The organism is Sphingomonas sp. Sphisp66 (assembly GCF_047324325.1).
In the GTDB taxonomy this organism is placed as follows: Bacteria; Pseudomonadota; Alphaproteobacteria; order Sphingomonadales; family Sphingomonadaceae; genus Sphingomonas.
Window position 1 is genome coordinate 388,436 of record NZ_CP168508.1, and the last position, 20,468, is coordinate 408,903.

The following is a 20,468-nucleotide window of genomic DNA, read 5'->3' on the forward strand; positions in this document are numbered from 1 at the left end:
AACAGGAGAAAGAAGATGCGTACCGAAGAGACGAAGCTGGTCGAGCTCGGCAGCGTCAGCGCCGATACTCGCGGATCCGTGATGGGGATCGCGGACAACGAGTTCGGATGGATGCGGCCCCTGGGCCTGCACGACGATTGACGCGGGGCGAGCGGGCGCCGAGGCGCCCGCTCGAACCTGACTGCTTCAGGGGGGCGGCGCCGCGCCGTCGGGAGCTTCTACCGGACCCGACCGGGCGCGCCGCAGCGCTTCCCAATGCGCGATTTCCTGCGGGCGACCGGGTGCCTTCACGCCGTTCAGCCAGAAGTCGAACCAGTCGATCGCGCGGGTATAGACCGCGAGCCGGTGCGCCGGCTGCCATTTGACGTGGTGCTCGCCAGGAAAGACGTAGAGATCGACGGGACGGTCGAGCTCGCGCAGCGCCGTGACGCTCTGCAGTGCGACCCAGAATTCGTCGTCGGCCAGCTGTGCGAGGACAGGCGCTCGTATCTCCCTGGCGTTGCGAGAGACGGCGAACTGCCGCCAGAAGGCCCTGGCTTCCGCGCTGTCGTCGACCGTCTTCGGATAGCCGATGAACGCGAATTGCCGCGCCGCCCGAGGGCCGACCCGGAGCGCGAGGTTGGTATCCCAGCAGCAACTGCTCGTCGCAAAGGCCGAGAACAACCTGCTGTGGAGCAGCGCATACTGGACCGTGGAGGAGCCGTCGCTGAGCCCGGTGATCCCGATCCGCCCGGGATCGGCGATGCCGCGCGCGATCGCCGTTCGCACCGCGGTCTCGATCGCCTCCAGCACGCTGCGGCGGTCGGCGAAATCCTTGAGATTGACCTTGTCCACTTCGAGGATGTCGGTGGTGGATTTGAAGCCGATGGCGCGCGGCCGGTCGAAGCTCAGCACTGCGAAGCCGCGATTGGCGAATGCCTGGATCGGATAGTCGTCGCCAGTCCCGCCCCGCAGGAAGCCGCGCGAGTTATACTGCACGACGACCAGCGGATAGCGCCGTCCCGGCACGTAGCCGACCGGAAGGACGAGGTCGGCGAAGGATTCCGCACCGAAGCTGTTCCGCGAGCGCAGTCGTTCGACCTGGCCCAGCTTCAGACTTGCGAATTCGGGGTTGGGATCGAAGAGCAACGTGCGCCTGCCGCTCGCCGGATCGAGCCGCTCGAGCCGGCGAGGCTGGAGCGCCCCCTCGCGCAGGCAGACGAGTGTCTTGCCCGAGGGTACGCAGCCGAGGAACAGGTCCTCGGTGCCGTAGAGCCGGCGCACGGTGCGTGCGCCCGGTGTCCATTCGTAGATTGCGGTGACGCCGTTGGACCAGCCTTCGTGGCGCCGGAACCGGACCTTGCTGCCTGTCCACCAGGGCTGGCTCGCATCGGCGCAGGCCGGCGCGCCGCACGATAATGTGTGCGTACGGGTCGTCACGACCAGCCTGCCGCGCGCGGCATAGAGCGACCTGGCCGGGACCTGCAGCCACGCCCGGTCGCCGACCGGGGAAGTCGCCTCGCTCCAGCTTCCTTCCTGCATCGACGAAGTGTCGAGCAGGCCGGCTTCCTCGGGCGTTGCCGCACGCACAGTCCCGCTCGCCAGGTCGAGGTGCGAGACCATGCGCGCGATCGGTGCCTCCGGGAACGGCCGGCTGCTCGCCGCCGGCACGAAGCGATCGTCATAATGGAAGCCGGACAGGCCCTCCCGGTCGATCGCGGCGAGCGCGTCCCGCAATGCCGGACGGGTCGCATAGACCACGCCCCGCCCGTCGGCGGTGATGCGGAAGTCGTCCACGTCGTCGGCGCTGCTGGTGATCGCCGCGCCGCCGCTGCCGTCCGCCGGGGCTCGCCACAACTGGACGACGCCCCGGTCGCGCCGGCGGTAGACGATCGATTTCCCGTCGGGCGACCAGCGCGGCGTGACCGGGTCCGCGTAGCCGCTCGGGAATCCGGCAGCGCCGCGGGCATCGAAGCGCAGGCGCATGAAGTCGCCGCCGCGGTCGACCACCTGCACGGTGCCGCTTCGAAGATCCACCACCAGCATCGCGAGGCAGAAGCCGTTGGCGACGGGATCGCCGCGGCGAAGCTGGAAGGCGGCACGGGTGCCGTCCGGCGATACGGAGAACAGGCCCTCGTCCTGCTGGTTGGGATCGACCGGCCCGATGTCGCGCAGGCGGACCAGGTCTTCCGGCACGAGGTTGCGGACCGGAAAGCTTGCCCCGGACGGCAACAGGTCGCTGCAGTCCGGGGCGGCCCAGGCCGCCGCGGGCGCCAGGAGCGAGGCGGCGGCGGCGAGCGCCAGGCGGTGGCTCACCATTGCTTGGTCACCGAGAAGCTGACGAACCGTCCGATCGGCGACTGGTTGGTCGAGTCGAAGGGGATGGACGATGCCGCCGCGTTTCGGATTCGGTCCGGCTGCTCGCCCAGCAGATTCTGGAGGTTGAGCCGGAATTCCAGATTGGCGAGCGGACCATGCTCGATGGCGGGGCGGATGGCGCCGCTCAGGTCCAGCGTGGTGAAGGCGCCGATCCTCTCGACCTGGGGAAAGCGGTTGTCGAGCGTGCTGCCGACATAGTTGAGGGAAGCCGCGAGCTGGAGACCGCCGCGCTGCCAGCTGGCCGACCCGTGCGCGCGAAAGTGGGGCGGCGTGAAGATCAATCCGGCGCGGCCTTCATAGGGTGCGCCCGCGACCGGCTGACGCTTGCCGTCGAGATAGCTTGCCGATGCCGCCAGCTGGAGCTGGCCGCCGCCCTCGAGCGCGGCGCTATAGTCGATGGCGAGGTCGACGCCGCGGGCATGCTCGCGTGCGGTGTTGCGCAGGCTTTCATCGACCACGGCCGCGACCTGCGCGGGATCATAGGCCACGCTGCTCTGGTTCTCGAGCCCGAGGGGCGCAGCCGCGATCAGTTGCTGCAACAGGCTCGCGCTGGGCCCAAAGGTGACGAAGTCCGCGGCGACTGGATTGGTCAGCGCGGTGGTGAAGTCGCTGACCCCGCTTGCGATGCGGCCGCGATAGTCGATGTCGAAATAGCTCGCCTCGATGCGCAGGCCGGCGAGGAAGCGCGGCCTGAACTCGATCGACAGGGTCGAACTCGTCGCCCGTTCCGCGCGCAGATCGGGATTGCCGCCGGCCAGGAGCAGGACGGTCGAGCCTGGGGGCAGCGGCGGCACCGGCTGCGGCGCGAAAAGGCTTTCGTCGAGCAGGATGGCTTCGCGGGACTGGTTCACCTGCTGCAGCGTCGGAATCTTGAACGAGCGGCCCCAGCTATATTTCAGCGTGATGTCGGGATGCGGCGCATAGACCAGGCCGAGCTTCGGCGTGGCGACGGCGTCGATGCCCTTGTAGCTTTCGTAGCGGACCGCGGCGCTCAGCCGCAGCGCGTCGAGGAAGGGCATGCGGTTGGCGGCACCGACCAGCGGCACCGACAGCTCGCCATAGCCGAACAGGCTTTCCCGCCGCTCGACCGCATCGCGCAAGATCTGGGTCGCGCCGCCGCTGGTCGCCCGGACGTTGAAGGCGAGCCGGAAGCGCCGATAGCCGCCGCCCAAAGCGAGGCGTACGTCGCCGCCCGGCATGCGGACGAGCGGCCCCTCTGCGCTTGCCTCGAAATTGGTGAGATAGTCGTCATAGGCCGTGCGCCCGACAAGCAGGGCACCATTGGTATAGCGCAGCGCGGTGCTGACGGTGGCGCTCTCGCCCTGGGTCGCCTCGAGCGTCGCCTCCCAGCCGCCGCCGGGCCGCAGGTGCAGCGACGGCGTGATCGCGTAGGAGCGCACCACCGGAAGATTGATCTGCCCGAAATAGGTGACGGGCGCGGTCACGGAGAAGACATTGGTCTTGCGCGCGCGACGATCGGCGAGCTGGGCGTCCAGCTCGAAGGATGCCCAACTCGCGAGTTCCTGGTGGCCGGCAAGCACGCCGCTTACCTGCCGGCTTCCCGTGGCGATCATCTGGGTGGGATGGAGGCCGCGCGAATACTCCCGCTCGTCGGCGTAGATCGGGGTCGCCTTGCTATAGTCGAGCGCGGCCATGAAGCCGCCTCCGGTCCAGCGCTTGCCACCGACCCCGGAATATTGCTGCTGGACATTGCCGCCTTGCGTCGAGGCACCGACGCGGGCGCTGGTCTGGAGGCCGTCATAGTCGCGGCGCAGGATCAGGTTGGCGACGCCGCCGACCGCGTCCGAACCGTAGAGCGCCGAGGCGCCGTCGGTAATCACCTCGATGCGCTCGAGCGCGGCGAGCGGGATGACCGAGATGTCGACGCCCTGGTTGACGGCGTCGTAAGGAAGGCGGTGACCGTTGACGAGCGTCAGCGTCGCGTCCGAGCCCAACCCGCGAAGGTTGAGCGTCGTCGCGTTGTTGATGTTGTTGTAGCCGCCCTGGTCACCGCCCCCCGCGACCCCGGGGTTTTGCCCTCCGGTGAAATTCTGCGGAATGATCCGCGAAACGCTGGCGAGGTCCGGCAGTCCCTGTTGTTCCAGGCTCCGGCGCGTCATGACGATGACGGGTGATGGCCCGGTCGCTCCGCGGATGCGGGTGCCCGTCACCATGATCGCCGCGTTGTTCGCGCTGCGCTCCGCTGCCTCGCCCGGTTGGGGACGCACCCGCACGACGAGCGCCCCGGCCTGCTCTTCGACAATCAGCCCGCTGTCCCCGAGGGCGAGGCGCACGGCCTGCGCGATGGTGAATTGGCCCCGGACCGCCGGCGATCGCTTGCCGCGGACGTCGTCCTCGGCGAACAGGATCTCGCGGCCGCCCAACCGGGCAAGCGTGCGCAGCGTCACGCCCAGGTCCTGCGGCGGCAGCTCGAAGGCGATCGGAGCCTCCTGTGCGCTCGCCGGCATGATCACCATGTTTGCAGGGATCGCCGTCGCGCCGAGCAGCGCGGCGCAGAATGCTTTTCTCGAGACTCTCATTTCCACCCTCCCAAATCGCCAGCTTCGTGCGGCGTTGGGCGGATTGACGGGCGAGACGGCGAATCACGGGGTCGGCTGCGAAAATATTTTTCGACAGCGGACGGTGCCGTAACGACCCGGAGATTCGTCTCGGCGCGAACGGCTGGGCGGACGGCCTGCGCAACGGTGGCCCGCACCTCGACGTCAGGCCCTGTTCTTGACGGCCCGGCATTCTTCCGAACAAAAAGGGAACGAATCAACCCTTTGTCGAGTCGTGGACCTTCATGCGGCAGCCAGCTGTCATCGCCGATCTGCGTTCGCGCATCGCCGCCATCGAAGGCGTCGGGCAGCGGCATGCGGCGGTGCCGTTCGGTCTCGCGGCGCTCGACGATCGGCTCCCGGGCGGCGGTCTGGCGATGGGCGCGCTCCACGAAGTCGCCGGCAGCAGCGCGTTGTGCGACGATGCCGCAGCCACCGTTTTCCTTGCCGGCGTCCTCGCCCGGATCGAGGGCCCGGTCTTCTGGTGCCTGAGATGGCGCGATCTTTTCGCGCCGGCGCTCGACCTGGCCGGCCTGCATCCGGACCGCGTCATCCATGTCGAGGCGGGCAGCGACACCAACGTCCTGCTGGCGATGGAGGAATGCCTGCGCCATCCTGGACTGGCTGGGGTGGTCGGCGAAGTCGCCAAGCTTTCGACCACGGCGTCGAAGCGCCTGCAGCTCGCCGCCGAGAGCTCGGGTACCACGGCCTTCGTTTTCCGCCGCGCCTCGCCGGTCGATGCGATCGCGGAAGGCACCGCGGCGGTCACCCGTTGGCGCGTGCTCGCCGCGCCCAGCGAGCCCCTGGGCATCCCCAGCCTCGGCCGCGCCCGCTGGGACGTGCGGCTCGAGCGGGTGCGCGGCGGCGAACCCAGGTCCTGGATCGTGGAGGCCTGCGATGCGCAGGGTCGTCTCGCTCTACCTGCCAAGCTGGTCGACCGACCGGCTGCGGCGGAAGAGCGGCGCCTCGCGAGCTGAGACTCGCGACGCCGCACCGGCCGGCGACCGGCCGCTCGTCACTGCGCTCCCCGACCATGGCCGCAAGATCGTCGCCTCGGTCGATGCAGTTGCGCGCGCCCTGGGCATCACCCCCGGCATGACCGTCACCAGGGCGCGCGGCCTGGCGCCCGAGCTGCAGGTCGTAGACGCGGACCCTGAAGGCGACCTCGCTTCGCTCCGGCGCCTGGCGCTGTGGTGCGGCCGCTATTCGCCCTTCGTCGCGCCGGACCCGCCAAACGGCATCTGGATCGATATCAGCGGCTGCGCCGCCTTGTTCGGCAGCGAACGCGGCCTGCTCAAGGACCTGTATCGCCGGGTCGCGCGGGCCGGCTATGCGGTGCAGGTCGCCGTCGCGGACACGCCGGGCTGCGCGCACGCGGTCGCGCGCCATGTTCCCGCCGGCCGCCCGACCACCATCGATCCCGGCAACCAGCGAAAGGCCATGGCGCTGCTGCCGATCGCCGCGCTCCGGCTCGAGGATGACATCGTCGAGGGCCTGCGCAAGCTCGGCTTCGTGTCCGTCGAGCAGCTGATCGATACGCCGCGCGCTCCGCTCGCACGGCGGTTCGGCCGTATCCTTCACCAGCGCCTCGACCAGGCGCTCGGCCATGCCCCCGAGGCGATCGAACCGATCTTCCCGCCGCACGTCCCGCGGTGCCGCCGCGGGCTTCTCGAGCCGATCGCGACGCCCGAAGCCTTCGCCAGGGTGATCGGGGACCTCGTCGAGGACCTGGGCGGGCAGCTCGTACGCATGGGCCATGGCGCCCGCCGGCTCGACCTCTATTTCCACCGCGTCGATGGTCGGGTCCAGGCGATCCGCATCGGCACTGCGGCTGCCAGCCGCGATACCGCCCATCTCGCCAAGCTGCTCGTCGCGCGCGTCGACCAAATCGAACCGGGGCTCGGGATCGAGGCGATGGCGCTGGTGGCGCCGCTTACCGAGGCACTCGGTCCCAGCCAGAGCGACCTTGCCCGCGCGGGAAGGCGCGAGGCGGATATCGGCGGCCTGATCGACGCGCTTGCCAATCGATTCGGCCAGCATAGTCTGCACCGCGCGGCGCCGCATCCAGGCGGCATGCCCGAGCGCTCGGTCTCGTCGGTCCCTGCGCTCGGCCAGGCTGCCGGGCTTCGCTGGGCCGACGACCTGCCGCGCCCGGGCAGGTTGATCGACCCTCCCCAGGAGATCCAGGTCACTGCCATGCTTCCCGACCATCCCCCGGCAATGTTCGTCTGGGGGGGCCGGCGCTACCGCGTCACCCAGGCCGATGGTCCCGAGCGGCTGCACGGCGAATGGTGGCGCGAGGCCGGCCAGGAGGCCGAGACGCCCTATGCGGTGCGCGATTATTTCCAGGTCGAGGTCGAAAGCGGCGGCCGCTACTGGATCTTCCGGCTGGGACAAGGCGAACGGGCGGCCACCGGCCCGATGACTTGGTTCATTCATGGCGCCTTCGCCTGATCGTGCCGTGACGGCTCAGGAGCCACGACGGCATAAGCCGGTCCCGGGCGAGCGCATGCCGGTGCGCCGCCTGCGTTCCGGCGACGAGCCCGGCGATACGGCGAAAAATTTCTTCAAAAGGGCTCTTGAAGCCGCCCCCGCGAAAACCATCTACGCGCCGCCGGACGCGAAATCTCGGTCCGGCAGGACCTGAGGGCACCGGCTCTCCCGGTGCGCCTCGTGCTCAAATTGCTCATATGGAGGGTTTGGATATGAGGACCGCTTTCGACTTTTCTCCCTATCGCCGCTCGACGGTTGGCTTCGACCGTCTGTTCGACCTGCTCGAGGCCGGAGCGCGCGGCGAGACCGACAGCTACCCGCCGTTCGACATCGAGCAGGCCGGCGAAGACCGCTATCGCATCACCTTGGCGGTGGCAGGTTTCCGTCCCGACGAAATCGAGATCGTGGCGCAGAGCAACCAGCTTACCGTGACGGGCCGCAAGGAAGAGGAGGACGGCGATACCGGCCGCTTTCTGCACCGCGGCATCGCCACGCGCGCCTTCGAACGCCGGTTCCAGCTGGCCGACTTCGTTGTCGTCGAGGATGCGCAGTTCGACAATGGCCTGTTGCGGATCGCGCTCAAGCGCGAGGTCCCCGAGGCGATGAAGCCCCGGCGCATCGCGATCGGCGGCACGGCTTCCGCGCCCGCGAACGACCGGCTCGCGGGCCCTTCCGCGCAGGAAGGCGAGCCCGCCGACCGGGAAGCGGCGTAAGCCTGCATGCCCGCCCGGCAAGGGCGGGCATGTCTCGTCCGACAAGCATCGAGGAGGATCGACGATGACCTTGAATTTCCTGGGGCTGCTGCGCCGTCCGCGGGAACTGGTCGAGCGTCCGCAACTCGAGCCGGAAGTCAGGCGCTCCATCCGGGAGTCCTCGGTCTGCGATGCCCCTTCGGTCCGTTCGCGACCCAGGTTGCGCAAGCCGCCCGAATTGCGCGATCGCGTCCCCGCGGGTGACATGCCGGCAGCGCTCCGGCAGCTCGACGCGGGGCATCCGGGAGCCGCCTGACATGGCCGGTACGATTGCCCCTGAGATCGTCGCGTGCATTGCGCGCGGCGGCCAGCCTAGCGAAACCGAGTTGGAGCGGGTGGCGAAGCGAATACGGTGCGACCTCGAGACCGCGCTCGGGCGCGGCAGATGGCCGGGGCCGTCGGCACGGGACCGGGTGGCCACGGAGGCAATCCGCGTGGCGCGTGCCGCCCTGGAGGGTGTTCCCTGACGCAAGACGCCGGCTGGGCTCGCCAGTGGCGTTCGAACTTTCGGGAACAGCGCGCGGCCCGATCGGCCGCGCCGGAATTTGGCGAGGCTCCCGCGCCGCACAAGATTGACGGTGCCGAGCAAGACCGCCGCGCCGGGCAGCGAGACGACCGCCGGGCGTGTCGCTGCCCGAGCCGCCGGCGTCGACAAGACGACCGATATCCGAGGATGGAATCGACTTGCGAGGCCGGAACATATAAGGAACATTGTTCCTCTTGCCGGCTCGTACCATGTCCAGCGCCTCCTATGTCGAACTCCAAGTAAGCACGCATTTCAGCTTTCTGCGCGGCGCCTCCTCGCCGGAAGAATTGTTCGCCGCGGCGGCACTGCTCGGGCTCCCGGCGCTGGGCGTGGTCGATCGCAACTCGGTCGCCGGCATCGTGCGCGCCTGGGATGCGCAGAAGACAACTGGCGTTCGCTCGATCGCGGGGTGCCGGCTCGACCTCGCCGACGGCACGGCGCTGCTCGTCTATCCGAGCGACCGCGCGGCCTGGAGCCGGCTCACCCGGCTGCTGTCGATCGGCAAGAGCCGCGCCGGCAAGGGCGCCTGTCATCTCGACTGGAGCGACGTCGAGGAATGGAACGCGGGGCTGATCGGCATGTTGGTGCCGGACCGGGCCAATGCCGATACTCAGGCGGCATTGGACCGGACCAGCCGGATCTTCGGCGATCGCGCCTATCTCGCCCTGTCGCTTCGTCGCCGTCCGCGCGATCCCGTGCGGCTGTGCGACTTGGCGGAGATGGCCGCCCGGGCGCGGGTCGCGACGGTCGCGACCGGCGACGTCCTTTATCATGCGCCGGAGCGCCGGCTGCTCCAGGACGTCGTCACCTGCATCCGCGAGAAGTGCACCATCGACGAACTGGGCGAGCGGCGCGAGGCGATCGCCGATCGCCATCTCAAGACCGCCGCCGAGATGGAGCGCCTGTTCCGCCGCAATCTCGGCGACACGCGGCCCGTCGCCCGCAGCCTCGAGATCGCCGAGCGCTGCACCTTCGACCTGGAGCAGCTGCGCTACCAATATCCCGACGAGATCCGCGTGCCCGGCCGCACGCCGCAACAGGAGCTCGAGCGGCTGACCTGGGAAAAGGCGCCCGAGCGCTATCCCGAGGGGGTCACGCCGAAGATCCGCGCCCAGCTCGAGCATGAACTCAAGCTCATCGCCCAGCTCGACTATGCGCCCTATTTCCTGACCGTCCATTCGATCGTCGCCGAGGCCCGGCGCCGGGAGATCCTCTGCCAGGGCCGGGGCTCGGCCGCGAACTCGGCGGTGTGCTTCTGCCTCGGCATCACCTCGATCGACCCGGTGCGCTCAGAACTCTTGTTCGAGCGGTTCGTATCGGCCGAACGCCGCGAGCCGCCGGACATCGACGTCGATTTCGAGCACGAGCGGCGCGAGGAAGTGATCCAGTGGATCTACGAGACCTATGGCCGCGACCGCAGCGCGCTGACGGCGGTGGTCTCCCGCTACCGGGCACGCGGCGCGGTGCGCGAGGTCGGCAAGGCGCTGGGGCTGAGCGAGGACATGACAGCCGGCCTCTCCAGCCAGGTCTGGGGCTGGAGCCGGGAGGGCGTCGAGGAGCGGCACGCCGAGGCGCTCAACCTCGACACGGGAGACAAGCGGCTCGCCCTGACCCTCGAGCTGGCCCGGCAGCTGATCAATACGCCGCGGCATTTGTCGCAGCACCCAGGCGGTTTCGTGCTGACCCGCGACCGGCTCGACGAGCTGGTGCCGATCGAGCCCGCCGCGATGGACGACCGCCAGGTCATCGAATGGGACAAGGACGATATCGACGCGCTGGGCTTCATGAAGGTCGATGTGCTCGCACTCGGCATGCTGAGCTGCATGCGCCGCGCCTTCGAATTGCTCGAGGCGGACAAGGGCGTGAAGGTCGACCTGGCGACCATCCCTGCCGAGGATCCGGCCACCTACAAGATGATCCAGAAGGCCGACACCCTGGGCGTCTTCCAGATCGAGAGCCGCGCGCAGATGGCGATGCTGCCGCGGATCAAGCCGCGGACCTTCTACGACCTCGTCATCGAGGTCGCGATCGTCCGGCCCGGGCCGATCCAGGGCGACATGGTCCATCCCTATCTGCGCCGACGCGAAGGCAAGGAGCCGGTGACCTATCCCAAGGAGGAACTGCGCCGCGTGCTGGAGAAGACGCTCGGCGTGCCGCTGTTCCAGGAACAGGCGATGCGGGTCGCGATCGAGTGCGCCGGCTTCACGGCCTCCGAGGCCGACCTGCTGCGCCGGGCGATGGCGACCTTCAAGCTCACCGGCGGGGTCAGCCATTTCCGCGACAAGCTGATCGGCGGCATGGTTGCGCGCGGCTACGCCCATGACTTCGCCGAGAAGACCTTCAAGCAGATCGAGGGCTTCGGCTCCTACGGCTTTCCCGAGAGCCATGCCGCGAGCTTCGCGCTCATCGCCTATGCCTCGTCCTGGATGAAATGCCATCATCCCGACGCCTTTTGCGCGGCGCTGCTGAACGCCCAGCCGATGGGCTTCTACGCACCCGCCCAGATCGTGCGCGACGCCCGCGAGCATGGGGTCGAGGTGCGGCCGGTCGACGTCAATGCCAGCCGCTGGGACTGCACGCTGGAGGAGACGGCGGGCCGGTACAAGGCGGTGCGCCTGGGGCTGCGCCTGGTGCGCGGCCTGGCCAATGACGATGCCGCCGCGATCGTCGCGGCGCGAGGCGACGGCCCCTATGCCGGCGTCGAGGAAATCCAGCGCCGCGCCGGGGTAGGCGCCGGCGCCCTCAACCGGATCGGCGAGGCGGACGGATTCGGCTCGCTCGACCGGACGCGCCGCGCGGGGCTGTGGCAGGTAAAAGGCCTGGCGGATGCACCGCTGCCTTTGTTCGCCGCTGCCGACCGGCGCGACGCGGCCTGGCGCGACGAAGCAGTCGAGCCCGAGGTGCGCCTTATGCCGATGGGCGAGGGCCAGGAAGTCGTGGAGGACTATCGCAGCACGAGCCTGTCGCTGCGCGCCCATCCGCTCGCCTTTCTTCGCGAAGAGCTCGCGCAGCGCAAGATCCAGCCCTGCTCGGCGGCCCGGACGATGAAGGACGGCCGCTGGATCGACCTCGCCGGCCTAGTCCTGGTCCGGCAGAAGCCGGGTTCGGCCAAGGGCGTCATGTTCATCACGATCGAGGACGAGACCGATATCGCCAACCTCGTCGTCTGGACCAACGTCTTCGAGAAGTATCGCCGCGTCGTGCTCGGCGCCTCGATGATCGGCCTGCGCGGCAAGGTGCAGCGCGAAGGGGACGTGATCCATGTCATCGCCGAGCGGCTCGATGACCTGTCGCCGCTGCTGGCAAGCGTCGGCAGCCGCAGCGACGTCGCCGACATCTATCGCGTGTCGCGCGCGGACGTGGTGAAGAACGGCATGGCTCCCGATCCCCGGGATCCTGCCGAGCGCCCGCTCGGCCGCAACCCGCGCGACATCTACATCCCCGACCTCCGGCTGGGCTCCGGCATTATCCCGGGACAGCCGACCGAGGGAATCAAGATCAAGCCGCGCGACTTCAGCTGACAAATCCCGATCGGAAGACCCAGGCTCGCCCCGCGCCCCAGCCGATCTCCCGGGCCGGCGATGGCGCGGCCAGGGCAGAATGCCGCTCGAGACCGCGACACCTGCCCAGCGATGCGCCACTCGGCCCTGGCGAGATCCATCAAAATGACGGCCTGTCGCACCACAGCCTGATCAGGCTGGCTCGCGTCGCCTGGTAGCGCCTATCCGAGGCGGCGAGTCCGACAGCTCGACCCAGACCGGCGCGTGATCGCTGGTCTTCTCCCAGCCGCGCGGACGCTTGTCGACCTCGGCTGCGACCAGCCTGTCGGCGGCGGCGGGGTTGAGCAGCAGATGATCGATCCGCAGCCCGGCATCGCGTTCGAACGCGAAGCGCAGATACTTCCAGAAGGTGTAGATGGTCTCGTCGGGATGCATATGCCGCAGCGCGTCGAGCCAGCCCTGCTCGAGCAACCGGAAATAGGCGGCCTTCACTTCCGGCGCGAACAGCGCGTCGTCGCGCCAGCGGTCCGGGACATAGACATCCCGGTCGGTGGGCATGACGTTATAGTCACCGGCAACGATCACCGGCGCGTCGAGCCCGACCAGCCCGGCCATGTGGTCGTGCAGCCGCTCGAACCAGCGCAGCTTGAAGTCGAACTTCGCGGAAGGCCGCGGATTGCCGTTGGGCAGATAGAGCCCGGCGACGAGCACGCCGTTGATCGCTCCCTCGATATAGCGGCTCTGGACGTCGTCCGGATCGCCCGGCAGCCCGCGTCGCGTTTCGTGGATATCGCCGACCCGGCTCAGCAGGGCGACGCCGTTCCACCGGCTCTGCCCGTGCCAGACCACGTCATAGCCCAGGTCCCGGATCGGCTTTTCGGGGAATTTCTCCTGTGGCGCCTTCAGCTCCTGCAGGCAGACGATATCGGGCTCGGCCAGTTCCAGCCATCTGAGCAGCACGGGCAGCCGCCCGTTGACGCCGTTCACATTATAGGTCGCGATCTTCACAGGTCGGGCAGTTCCTGATCGGCGCGGCCCCAGCCCGCCAGCGCCTTCGAACCCGCGCGGCGAAGGAGCTTCTCCGCATCGCGGATGCAGAAGTGCGAAGGCGTGTCGATCGTCTCCATTTCCTTCCAGGTGATCGGCACCGCGACCGGCGCTCCCTCGCGGGCGCGGACACCATAGGGCATGACCGCGGTCGCGCCGCGCTGGTTGCGCAGATAGTCGACGAAGATGCGCCCCTTGCGCTGTGCCTTGGGCAGGGCGGCGGTGAAATGCTCGGGATCCGCCTGTCCGACCGCGAGCGCCAGCCGGTGCGCGAAGTCCTTCACCTCGGGCCATTCGGCGCGCGGCGTCAGCGGCGCGATCACATGGACGCCCTTGCCGCCGGTGAGCATCGGGAAGGTATCGAGCCCGATCGACTTCAGGATGTCGCGGAAATGGAAGGCGGCGGTGCGCACATTCTCGAAATCGAGCCCGACATCGGGATCGAGGTCGAAGACCAGCCGGTCTGCCTTCTCGACATCCTCGATCCTGGCGCCCCAGCCATGGAATTCGATCGTTCCCATCTGCACGCAGGTCATCAGCCCCGCCGGGGTGTCGATATAGAGATAGGGCTCTTCATGCCCGTCCTTCTCGCGGATGCCGACATGATGGACCGCGTCGCCGAAGCTGCCGGCATCATGCTTCTGGAAGAAGCATTTCTTGGCCCGGCCCTGGGGGCAGCGGACCAGGCTGATCGGGCGCGATCCCAGCCAGGGCAGCATGATCGGGGCGACCGCTTCGTAATAGTCGGCGAGCTCGCCCTTGGTGATGTTGGTCTCGGGATAGATCACGCGCTCGCGGTTGCTGATCCTCACGCCGGAGGTCGCGGCGTCGAGCGCATCCGGCGCCATTTCGGTTTCGAGCACGACGGCCTCGGGCTTCTTGTCCTCGCGCAGGCCGAGATAGCTCGGGTGGCGGAGCGTCCCCTCGTTGGTCATCTCGGTATAGGCGATCTCGGCGACGAGCCGGGGCTCGAGCCAATGCGCACCACGCACTTCCGCCCGCGGCGCCTTCACCGTAGGTTCCTCGCGTTCGAGCGGCGCCATGATCTCCATCAGCCGGAACAGCTCGGCATTGTCGAAGCCGGTGCCGACCTTGCCGGCATAGCGCAACGCGCCCTTTTCATGGACGCCGAGGATCAGCGAGCGGAAGGTCCGCGACTTGTCCGACGGCGTCCAGCCGATGACGACGAATTCCTGCCGCTTGATGCACTTGGTCTTGAGCCAGCCGCCACCCCGCGAACCGACATATTTGCCCGTCGCGAGCTTGGAGATGACACCTTCCAGATTGGCGGCGCAGAACTGGTTGAGGAGCTTCTCGCCATTGCCGACGATATGGTCGGAGTAGCGCAGCCGCAGATTGCCCGCGGGCAGAATCGCGCGGAGTTTCTCCTTGCGCTCTACCAGCGGCAGGCCGGCCAGGTCCTTGCCGTCGAGTTCGAGCAGGTCGAAGGCGAAATAGTCGATGCTGGCCGGTGCGCCCTTGAGCGCGCCCTGCAGCGCCTGGAAACTCGACCGGCCGTTCGCGTCGAGAACGACGGCTTCCCCGTCGATCAGCGCCGAGCCGAGATCCAGCGCGCGGGCTTCGTCGAGAATGCCGGCGAAGCGATCCGACCAGTCCAGGCCCGAACGGGTATAGGCGCGCGCCTCGCCGCCGCCGATCGCAATCAGGGTGCGATAGCCGTCATATTTCATCTCGTGCAGCCACCGATCGCCGGTTGGCACGGTATCGACGAGCTGCGCGAGCTGGACCGGGCGGAACGGCGGTGGCTTGAGCGCAGCCGCCCCGGTGGCGCGGTTTCTGCGCGATCCCGTTGGAAGGCCGGCTCGGCGTGCCATCTTGCCTAGACTCGATTCGGCAGCGGTTCGTTCCCTGGAATGCAAGTCCACGGAAACTCAGGAGAATCGAGAACGTTGGTCTTGCTGGAACAAGAGGAGGCTGAAGTGTCGGACAACAAGACCCTGCGCGCACCGCAAGACAGCTCGCGAGTAGCGATGGGAGAAGATTACGAGGTTGCATACTGGACCGACAAGTTCGGTGTCAGCCGCGAGCGGCTCCAGGAGGCGGTCGATGCCGTCGGCAATGGAGCTGGCGCGATCGAAGCCTATTTCAAGCGGTAGCCCGCTTCACTCGCGGCGCCGAACCGCGGTTGCGCGCGCTTGACCAGGGCCCTGCAGCTACGGTCTGTTCGCTACATGGCGAAGCTCGACATGATGCTGCCCGCAAGGCTGTGGCGGTCTCGCGCCGACTGGCGCGAGGAGCTAAGCCGCTATCCCATGGAGGAGATCGGCGACGGCCCGCTTGCCAAGATGGTCCGGATCGCCCTCAGCGATCCGGACGATGCGCTATGGGCCTATTCGATCACGGTCGCAGACCGGACCATCGTCGGCGACGCGATCCGCAGCCTCATCCCGGAAGAATGAATCGTCACCAGGGCAATTCCTCGATGAAGAGGATCATTTCCTGGAAAGCAGCCCCTTCGAAGCCGATGCCGCCCGCGCCATCGACCAGTGGATGGCGCGCCGCTGCCTCGATCACTGCCTGTGGATCCGACTGGCGCTCTGGGTCATGCGCCTTGGTCCATTTTGCGAGCGCGGTGATCCGGGCATGAAGCGCTGCCCCCGCCAGCGCCTCGTCGGGGAAGCCGGCATCCATCGCATAGGCCTGGAGCGCCATGGCCTGCGAGCGAGGATCGTGCCGTTGCTCCTCGGGCAGCAACGCCAGCACCTCGAGCGCGGCGGCAATCTGCGGCCCGCTCAATCCTACCCCATTGAGCAGTTCGGCTGCGTCGCGGCCATCATCCGCGTCCGAGGTAACAGGGTACGTTTGACAGAACATCGAAGGCTTCCTCGACTACAAGGCCAACATTTGCTGGCGATCGACAAGACCGCGCTTGCCCACTTCCTCGATCTGGAAACTGTGCTTGGGCAGCGCACGCAGCAGGTCGGACTCAGGCTGGGTGAGGTCGAGCCACGCCATGTTCTGCCGTCGCAGGAGCACGGCACCCTGGCGCTCCTGATAGAAGAAAATGTCCGGATTGGCCTCGATCGTGATGATCGCGTAGCTGACGTCGCGCTCGCCCGACGAAGGCCGCCAGATTCCTGCCAGGTAGAAGAAGTTGCCGTCGTCGAGCATGACGCGGAACTTGCGATCGCCGTTGGTCACCTGGAACTCGCTTGCCGGCACGAGGCACCGCTGATGCGGAAAGGACCGGCCTTCGGCGCGAATGAACTTGAACGGCTTGCCCTCGGGCTCCCACGGCTCCAGGCCCCAGCTTGCGTCTATGGCCTGCGGCTTGCCCGTGCGCGGGTTGCGCCGGATGATGATCTTGCGGCTGCCAAAAGGTGCATCCGACTCGAAAGGTCTCGCTTCCATGGCGAGAACATAATGCGAACAGGCATGGCCTGCAAATCGGAGTTCGCTCGTGTGCAATGACTATCGCCTCGAAGTCGACATCGCCTCGATCATGGAAGACTTCGAGGAGCTGGAGATCGCGATCGACACGCCGGAGGGTAAGCCTAACGTCGCTGCGCGCGAGGATATCAAGATCACCGATGTCGCGCCGATCGTGGTCGCCGTCGATGGCACTGCCAGGCACGGCGCATTGGTCAATCGCCGATGGAGTTGGCCCGGCCCGACGGGAAAGCCCGTCTATAATTACCGCGCCGAGGGGCGTGACTTCCTGTCAAACCGCTGCCTGATCCTGGCTGACGGGTTCTACGAGTTCACCAAGTCGGACGATCCCAAGCAGAAGCGACAGAACAAGTGGCTCTTCACCATGCAGGACCATGACTGGTTCGCGATCGCGGGCATCTGGCGCAGGCATCCAGCCGCCGGCGAAGCGTTCACGATGCTGACGCTCGACGCTGGCCCTGACGTCGCGCCTTACCATCACCGTCAGATCATACCGCTCGCGCGCGACCAGTGGGCCGTGTGGCTCGATCCGGCCGTCCCGGCGGCCGATGTCCTCCGCATCCTGCCGCCGGGGAGCTTGGCCGTGCAGCAGGTCCACGGCGCACCGCCCGCCTTGGGCTCACAACTGCTGATCTGAGTCGATACGCCTCCAGCCGGAAGGATGCGGTGGATTGGATGCCGGCGCCGCTAACCGGCCAGCAATCGGGCGAGCGCCTTGTCCAATTGCTGGCGGCTCCAGCTCTGCCGCCCACCGAGCAGGACCGGGTTGGGCAGAACGCCGCGATACACTTCGCGAATGAACGCGGACTCGGACAAGTCGAGATAAGCGGCCGCTGTTCGCTGCCGCTGTTCGCTGCCGCATCATTTCCGGCCAGTCGGGAAAACGCAGGGCAATCTCACGATCGCATGGTACCTCGCCGTCCGGAACGGCGAGACCAACCACACCGGCAACCTTGGCTGCTGCCTCCGCGCCCTTCTCGTTCGGTACCAGGGGCGGAGGCTTCTTCTCCCCAACACGCCGCGCAGGCGGCAATGGCGGTCGCCACGGCTCAATCTCCGGCGCGGAGGCGAGCTGCGCTTCGATCCAAGATTGAACCTCGCTGTCCAGCCATCGCCGGGCCTTTGCGCCCAGACTATGGCCAGGCGGAAACGTGCCCTCCTGAATCTTGCGATAGATCGTCGATGTCGACAGACCGGTGCGCTGACGCACCTCCTTCATGCGGAGAAAGTGATTTCGAGGGGTGTCTGGCATTTGAGCGGCTTTCGGAAACTCATGGGAAGCGGCCTGTGCCCGAGGGCGATGCGAATGACGCATCGCATCGCCAAACCCGGGGCGCCAAACCGTCGTTCCAGGCTCATCTCCGATATGCCGAGCCCAAAGGCACGCACTCGGCGCGGCCGCGCCGACACTTGGAGCTCGCTGATATCATAACCGAATAGTGCGCTCCGCCGCATCCGGACGCACCCCGCCGAAACCTACGCCCGGCCTTTGCGCGAGGCAGTTCACGGCGTTGAAGCGAGATGCCCGGCATCGCCAGGCCGGGCGCGCGCTTGCTCCGCTAGCGTTGCAGGGGCGGAACAAAGCCCATCTCCGCGAATTGCTCCAGCATCTACAAGACAGGGAGAATCGAAATGGGTTGGATCATCGCACTGATCGTCGGCGGTATCGCGGGCTGGCTCGCCAGCATGGTGATGGGCCGGAACGCCTCGATGGGCATCGTCCTCAACATCGTCGTCGGCTGTGTGGGCTCGGTCATCGGCAACTGGCTGTCCGGTCCGCTCTTCGGCATCCGGGGCAGTGTCCAGGAATTCTCGCTGACCGGTCTCGTCATTGCCTTTGTCGGCGCGGTGGTGCTGCTCGGCATCTTCAACCTGGTCCAGCGCAACCGCGTGCGCTGATGCGGGTAGGGCCGCCAGAAATGGATCTGGCGGCCTTTCGATGGACGGGAATTTGCTGTCCGCTCGCTGGCGTGCCCCCAGCTGTGAAGGGATTCGAGGAGCGGCGGGGGCCAGCATGGCGTCCGAGTACGCCGCGACCAGGCTGGGTGCGAGCGGCTTCTCCACCCGGTCATTCTATCCAGTTGCGAAACCGCCCGCGCCCCTGCTGCACAGGCCGCGTTCAGGGTTTGCGCCGCGCTGCCCAGACGAGGCCGGCCACTGCCGTGACAAGCGACGCCAAGCCAAGTAGAAAGCCATCGCTGAGGATAAGCATCTCAATACTCCTTTCACTGGAGTCGAGATATGTTCACTTAACGTTCCAACATTGCAAGCGAGGCTCGCGGTGAGACGTTGCCAGCCAGCGCATGTTTCGGGCGCCAATTCCTAGGCGCCTAATTCTGTCGGCGGGGCTGCCGGCCTGTGTGAAGCGGCGTCTAGAGCCGCCAGCACGCGATCGAGCATTGCCGCGTTGCTCGCCGCCCTGGGCAATTCCCGTCGGGCAAAGACCTGCAATCTGTCGACGTCGCGCTGGGGAAGGCTGAGCTCGATCGGCGTTGTACCAAGTGACGCAGGATCGGCCGCCTGCGCTGCCCTCCCACTGGCAAGGCAATGGTCGAGCAGGCGCTTGCGGTCGGCAAACGTCCAGCCCAGCGTACGAAGCTCTGCCGGGGAGACCGACAGAAGCGCGAGCGCGAACTCCATGATGTCGTCGAACGGAAGCATGAGGCGCACCGTTCGATTTCCGCGCTCGCGCCAGCGTAGGATAGGACCGCGGCTCATGACAGCCGGAACTCACCATCGACGGCACGCCATTCCGCCGGGCGGATGAGATGCGCGTGCGCGATCCGGACCGAATGAAGGGCGGCTTCGATCTCGCGGTGCCAATGCTCGAGGAAACCGAACAGCGCCGGAAAGTCCGGCGCCAGGTCATAGTCCTGCCAGACGAACAGCTGGATCAGGGACGGCGCGTCGGGACGGAAATAACGTACCTCGGCGGTGGTCAGCCCGTGCCCGTTCAGCTGGGCGGAAAAAGCGCGGTCGGTCATGGGCGCGCGGTGCCCGCATCGTCGGACCTGCGCGACGTCGATCCAGGCTTGCTTGCAGATCCATCTCCGCTGCGTCCGGGACCCCGCGACAACAATGGGCTCGCAGGAATTTCCGGGTGCCTGGCTGCCCATCGGGCGAGGATTGCGCGCTCGACTTCGGGTTCGAAGCTCGGATGGGTTACCTCGAACGGGTGGAGAAAACGGGAGACGGGTTGCGACATGGTCGTCCTCCTTTCCTTGCGGTCGCTCCTTTCTCATGGCCTGTGGCCGGTCGGAAATCTTGGTCGTTCGGCGGACTTCGTCAAGAGCCTCGCATTGCGTCAAGCAACTCAGATCATGGACTTTCATGCAGCGACCCGATCCGTGAAAAATTTTCGCTCCGGGACTTGAACGGAAAAATCGAGGTCCCTAATTCGCCGCCGCCCGCCGCTGCTAGGGAGCGTCGGGCACATTGACATCATGCTTTTGCAACTGGAGGTTTTGCCATGCATTTCCGCCCCTTGCACGACCGTGTGGTCGTCCGCCGCATCGAAGCCGAGGAGAAGACCTCGGGCGGCATCATCATCCCCGACACCGCGAAGGAAAAGCCGCAGGAAGGCGAGGTTGTCGCCGTCGGCCCCGGCGTGCGCGACGATAGGGGCAATCTCGTCGCGCTGTCCGTCAAGGCGGGGGATCGCATCCTGTTCGGCAAATGGTCGGGGACCGAGGTCAAGATCGTCGGCGAGGACCTGCTCATCATGAAGGAGAGCGATATTCTCGGCGTGGTCGAGACCCAGGCCGAGCTCAGGCAGGCGGCGTAACCGCCGCCCTCAGACCATCAGGAAGGAAACCAAGGAAAG

At 67.2% G+C, this 20,468-nt stretch carries 21 protein-coding genes; 12 read left to right on the forward strand and 9 right to left on the reverse strand.

The genetic code is table 11. The features are described 5' to 3' along the window. Positions 1-15 precede the first annotated feature (15 nt). Positions 16-141 (forward strand): hypothetical protein, encoded by a 126-nt coding sequence (locus ACEN8G_RS01905; RefSeq protein ID WP_413414380.1) that lies wholly within the window; start codon positions 16-18, stop codon positions 139-141. A gap of 45 nt (positions 142-186) precedes the next feature. Here ACEN8G_RS01905 and ACEN8G_RS01910 read toward each other — a convergent pair whose 3' ends face one another. Together ACEN8G_RS01910 and ACEN8G_RS01915 are read right to left on the reverse strand one after the other, a co-directional pair. Next, entirely contained in the window at positions 187-2,298 is a 2,112-nt protein-coding gene (locus tag ACEN8G_RS01910; protein WP_413414258.1) for an Atxe2 family lasso peptide isopeptidase, read from the reverse strand. Further along, a complete protein-coding gene (locus tag ACEN8G_RS01915; protein WP_413414259.1) occupies positions 2,292-4,826 on the reverse strand; it encodes a TonB-dependent receptor in 2,535 nt (844 codons plus the stop codon). Before ACEN8G_RS01915 ends, ACEN8G_RS01910 begins: the two co-directional genes overlap by 7 nt. Here ACEN8G_RS01915 and ACEN8G_RS01920 point away from each other — a divergent pair. The 6 genes from ACEN8G_RS01920 to ACEN8G_RS01945 all read left to right on the forward strand — a co-directional run bounded on the left by ACEN8G_RS01920 (position 4,825) and on the right by ACEN8G_RS01945 (position 12,208). Further along, on the forward strand, positions 4,825-5,010 hold the full coding sequence (locus ACEN8G_RS01920; RefSeq protein WP_413414260.1) for a hypothetical protein: 186 nt from the start codon (positions 4,825-4,827) through the stop codon (positions 5,008-5,010). The two genes, ACEN8G_RS01915 and ACEN8G_RS01920, sit on opposite strands and share 2 nt — an antisense overlap. Before the next feature lie 151 nt (positions 5,011-5,161). Beyond that, positions 5,162-5,893 (forward strand): ImuA family protein, encoded by a 732-nt coding sequence (locus ACEN8G_RS01925; protein ID WP_413414261.1) that lies wholly within the window; start codon positions 5,162-5,164, stop codon positions 5,891-5,893. Then, a complete protein-coding gene (locus ACEN8G_RS01930; protein ID WP_413414262.1) occupies positions 5,814-7,370 on the forward strand; it encodes a DUF6504 family protein in 1,557 nt (518 codons plus the stop codon). The genes ACEN8G_RS01925 and ACEN8G_RS01930 overlap by 80 nt, the downstream gene beginning before the upstream one ends. A 251-nt stretch (positions 7,371-7,621) precedes the next feature. Further along, the gene (locus ACEN8G_RS01935) at positions 7,622-8,122 is read left to right on the forward strand and encodes an Hsp20 family protein (protein WP_413414263.1); all 501 of its coding nucleotides are present in this window, start codon (positions 7,622-7,624) and stop codon (positions 8,120-8,122) included. 64 nt (positions 8,123-8,186) lie between these two features. After that, positions 8,187-8,417 carry a hypothetical protein gene (locus tag ACEN8G_RS01940; protein ID WP_413414264.1) on the forward strand — a complete coding sequence of 77 codons (231 nt, stop codon included), beginning with the start codon at positions 8,187-8,189 and terminating at the stop codon, positions 8,415-8,417. Between the two features lie 479 nt (positions 8,418-8,896). Beyond that, complete coding sequence (locus ACEN8G_RS01945; RefSeq protein ID WP_413414265.1) at positions 8,897-12,208, forward strand: error-prone DNA polymerase; 3,312 nt, start codon at positions 8,897-8,899, stop codon at positions 12,206-12,208. A 171-nt stretch (positions 12,209-12,379) separates the two neighbouring features. On the opposite strand, the gene xth is transcribed toward ACEN8G_RS01945, so the two are convergent. Both xth and ligD read right to left on the reverse strand, forming a co-directional pair. Then, a complete protein-coding gene (gene xth / locus ACEN8G_RS01950; RefSeq protein WP_413414266.1) occupies positions 12,380-13,195 on the reverse strand; it encodes an exodeoxyribonuclease III in 816 nt (271 codons plus the stop codon). Beyond that, positions 13,192-15,069, reverse strand: a complete 1,878-nt coding sequence (ligD, locus tag ACEN8G_RS01955) for a DNA ligase D (protein ID WP_413414267.1) — start codon at positions 15,067-15,069, stop codon at positions 13,192-13,194. The genes xth and ligD overlap by 4 nt, the downstream gene beginning before the upstream one ends. Before the next feature lie 75 nt (positions 15,070-15,144). On the opposite strand from ligD, the gene ACEN8G_RS01960 reads away from it, so the two are divergent. Next, positions 15,145-15,351, forward strand: a complete 207-nt coding sequence (locus ACEN8G_RS01960; protein ID WP_413414268.1) for a DUF3606 domain-containing protein — start codon at positions 15,145-15,147, stop codon at positions 15,349-15,351. Positions 15,352-15,426: 75 nt separating this feature from the next. Further along, the gene (locus ACEN8G_RS01965; RefSeq protein WP_413414269.1) at positions 15,427-15,654 is read left to right on the forward strand and encodes a hypothetical protein; all 228 of its coding nucleotides are present in this window, start codon (positions 15,427-15,429) and stop codon (positions 15,652-15,654) included. Between the two features lie 4 nt (positions 15,655-15,658). Here the strand turns inward: ACEN8G_RS01965 and ACEN8G_RS01970 are convergent, their stop codons facing one another. Beyond that, positions 15,659-15,991 (reverse strand): hypothetical protein, encoded by a 333-nt coding sequence (locus tag ACEN8G_RS01970; RefSeq protein WP_413414270.1) that lies wholly within the window; start codon positions 15,989-15,991, stop codon positions 15,659-15,661. A 93-nt stretch (positions 15,992-16,084) separates the two neighbouring features. Continuing rightward, the gene (locus ACEN8G_RS01975; protein ID WP_413414271.1) at positions 16,085-16,606 is read right to left on the reverse strand and encodes an SOS response-associated peptidase family protein; all 522 of its coding nucleotides are present in this window, start codon (positions 16,604-16,606) and stop codon (positions 16,085-16,087) included. Between the two features lie 91 nt (positions 16,607-16,697). Between ACEN8G_RS01975 and ACEN8G_RS01980 the strand changes: the two genes are divergently transcribed. Continuing rightward, complete coding sequence (locus ACEN8G_RS01980) at positions 16,698-17,282, forward strand: SOS response-associated peptidase family protein (protein ID WP_413414272.1); 585 nt, start codon at positions 16,698-16,700, stop codon at positions 17,280-17,282. Here ACEN8G_RS01980 and ACEN8G_RS01985 read toward each other — a convergent pair. Then, entirely contained in the window at positions 17,265-17,960 is a 696-nt protein-coding gene (locus ACEN8G_RS01985) for a helix-turn-helix transcriptional regulator (RefSeq protein ID WP_413414273.1), read from the reverse strand. The two genes, ACEN8G_RS01980 and ACEN8G_RS01985, sit on opposite strands and share 18 nt — an antisense overlap. 317 nt (positions 17,961-18,277) lie before the next feature. On the opposite strand from ACEN8G_RS01985, the gene ACEN8G_RS01990 reads away from it, so the two are divergent. After that, on the forward strand, positions 18,278-18,544 hold the full coding sequence (locus ACEN8G_RS01990; RefSeq protein WP_413414274.1) for a GlsB/YeaQ/YmgE family stress response membrane protein: 267 nt from the start codon (positions 18,278-18,280) through the stop codon (positions 18,542-18,544). A gap of 423 nt (positions 18,545-18,967) precedes the next feature. Here the strand turns inward: ACEN8G_RS01990 and ACEN8G_RS01995 are convergent, their stop codons facing one another. Continuing rightward, positions 18,968-19,306, reverse strand: coding sequence for a hypothetical protein (locus ACEN8G_RS01995; protein ID WP_413414275.1), 339 nt, complete (start codon positions 19,304-19,306; stop codon positions 18,968-18,970). A 53-nt stretch (positions 19,307-19,359) separates the two neighbouring features. After that, complete coding sequence (locus ACEN8G_RS02000; protein ID WP_413414276.1) at positions 19,360-19,629, reverse strand: usg protein; 270 nt, start codon at positions 19,627-19,629, stop codon at positions 19,360-19,362. 485 nt (positions 19,630-20,114) lie between these two features. Here ACEN8G_RS02000 and groES point away from each other — a divergent pair, with 485 nt between their 5' ends. After that, on the forward strand, positions 20,115-20,429 hold the full coding sequence (groES, locus tag ACEN8G_RS02005; RefSeq protein WP_413414277.1) for a co-chaperone GroES: 315 nt from the start codon (positions 20,115-20,117) through the stop codon (positions 20,427-20,429). The last annotated feature ends 39 nt before the right edge of the window (positions 20,430-20,468 follow it).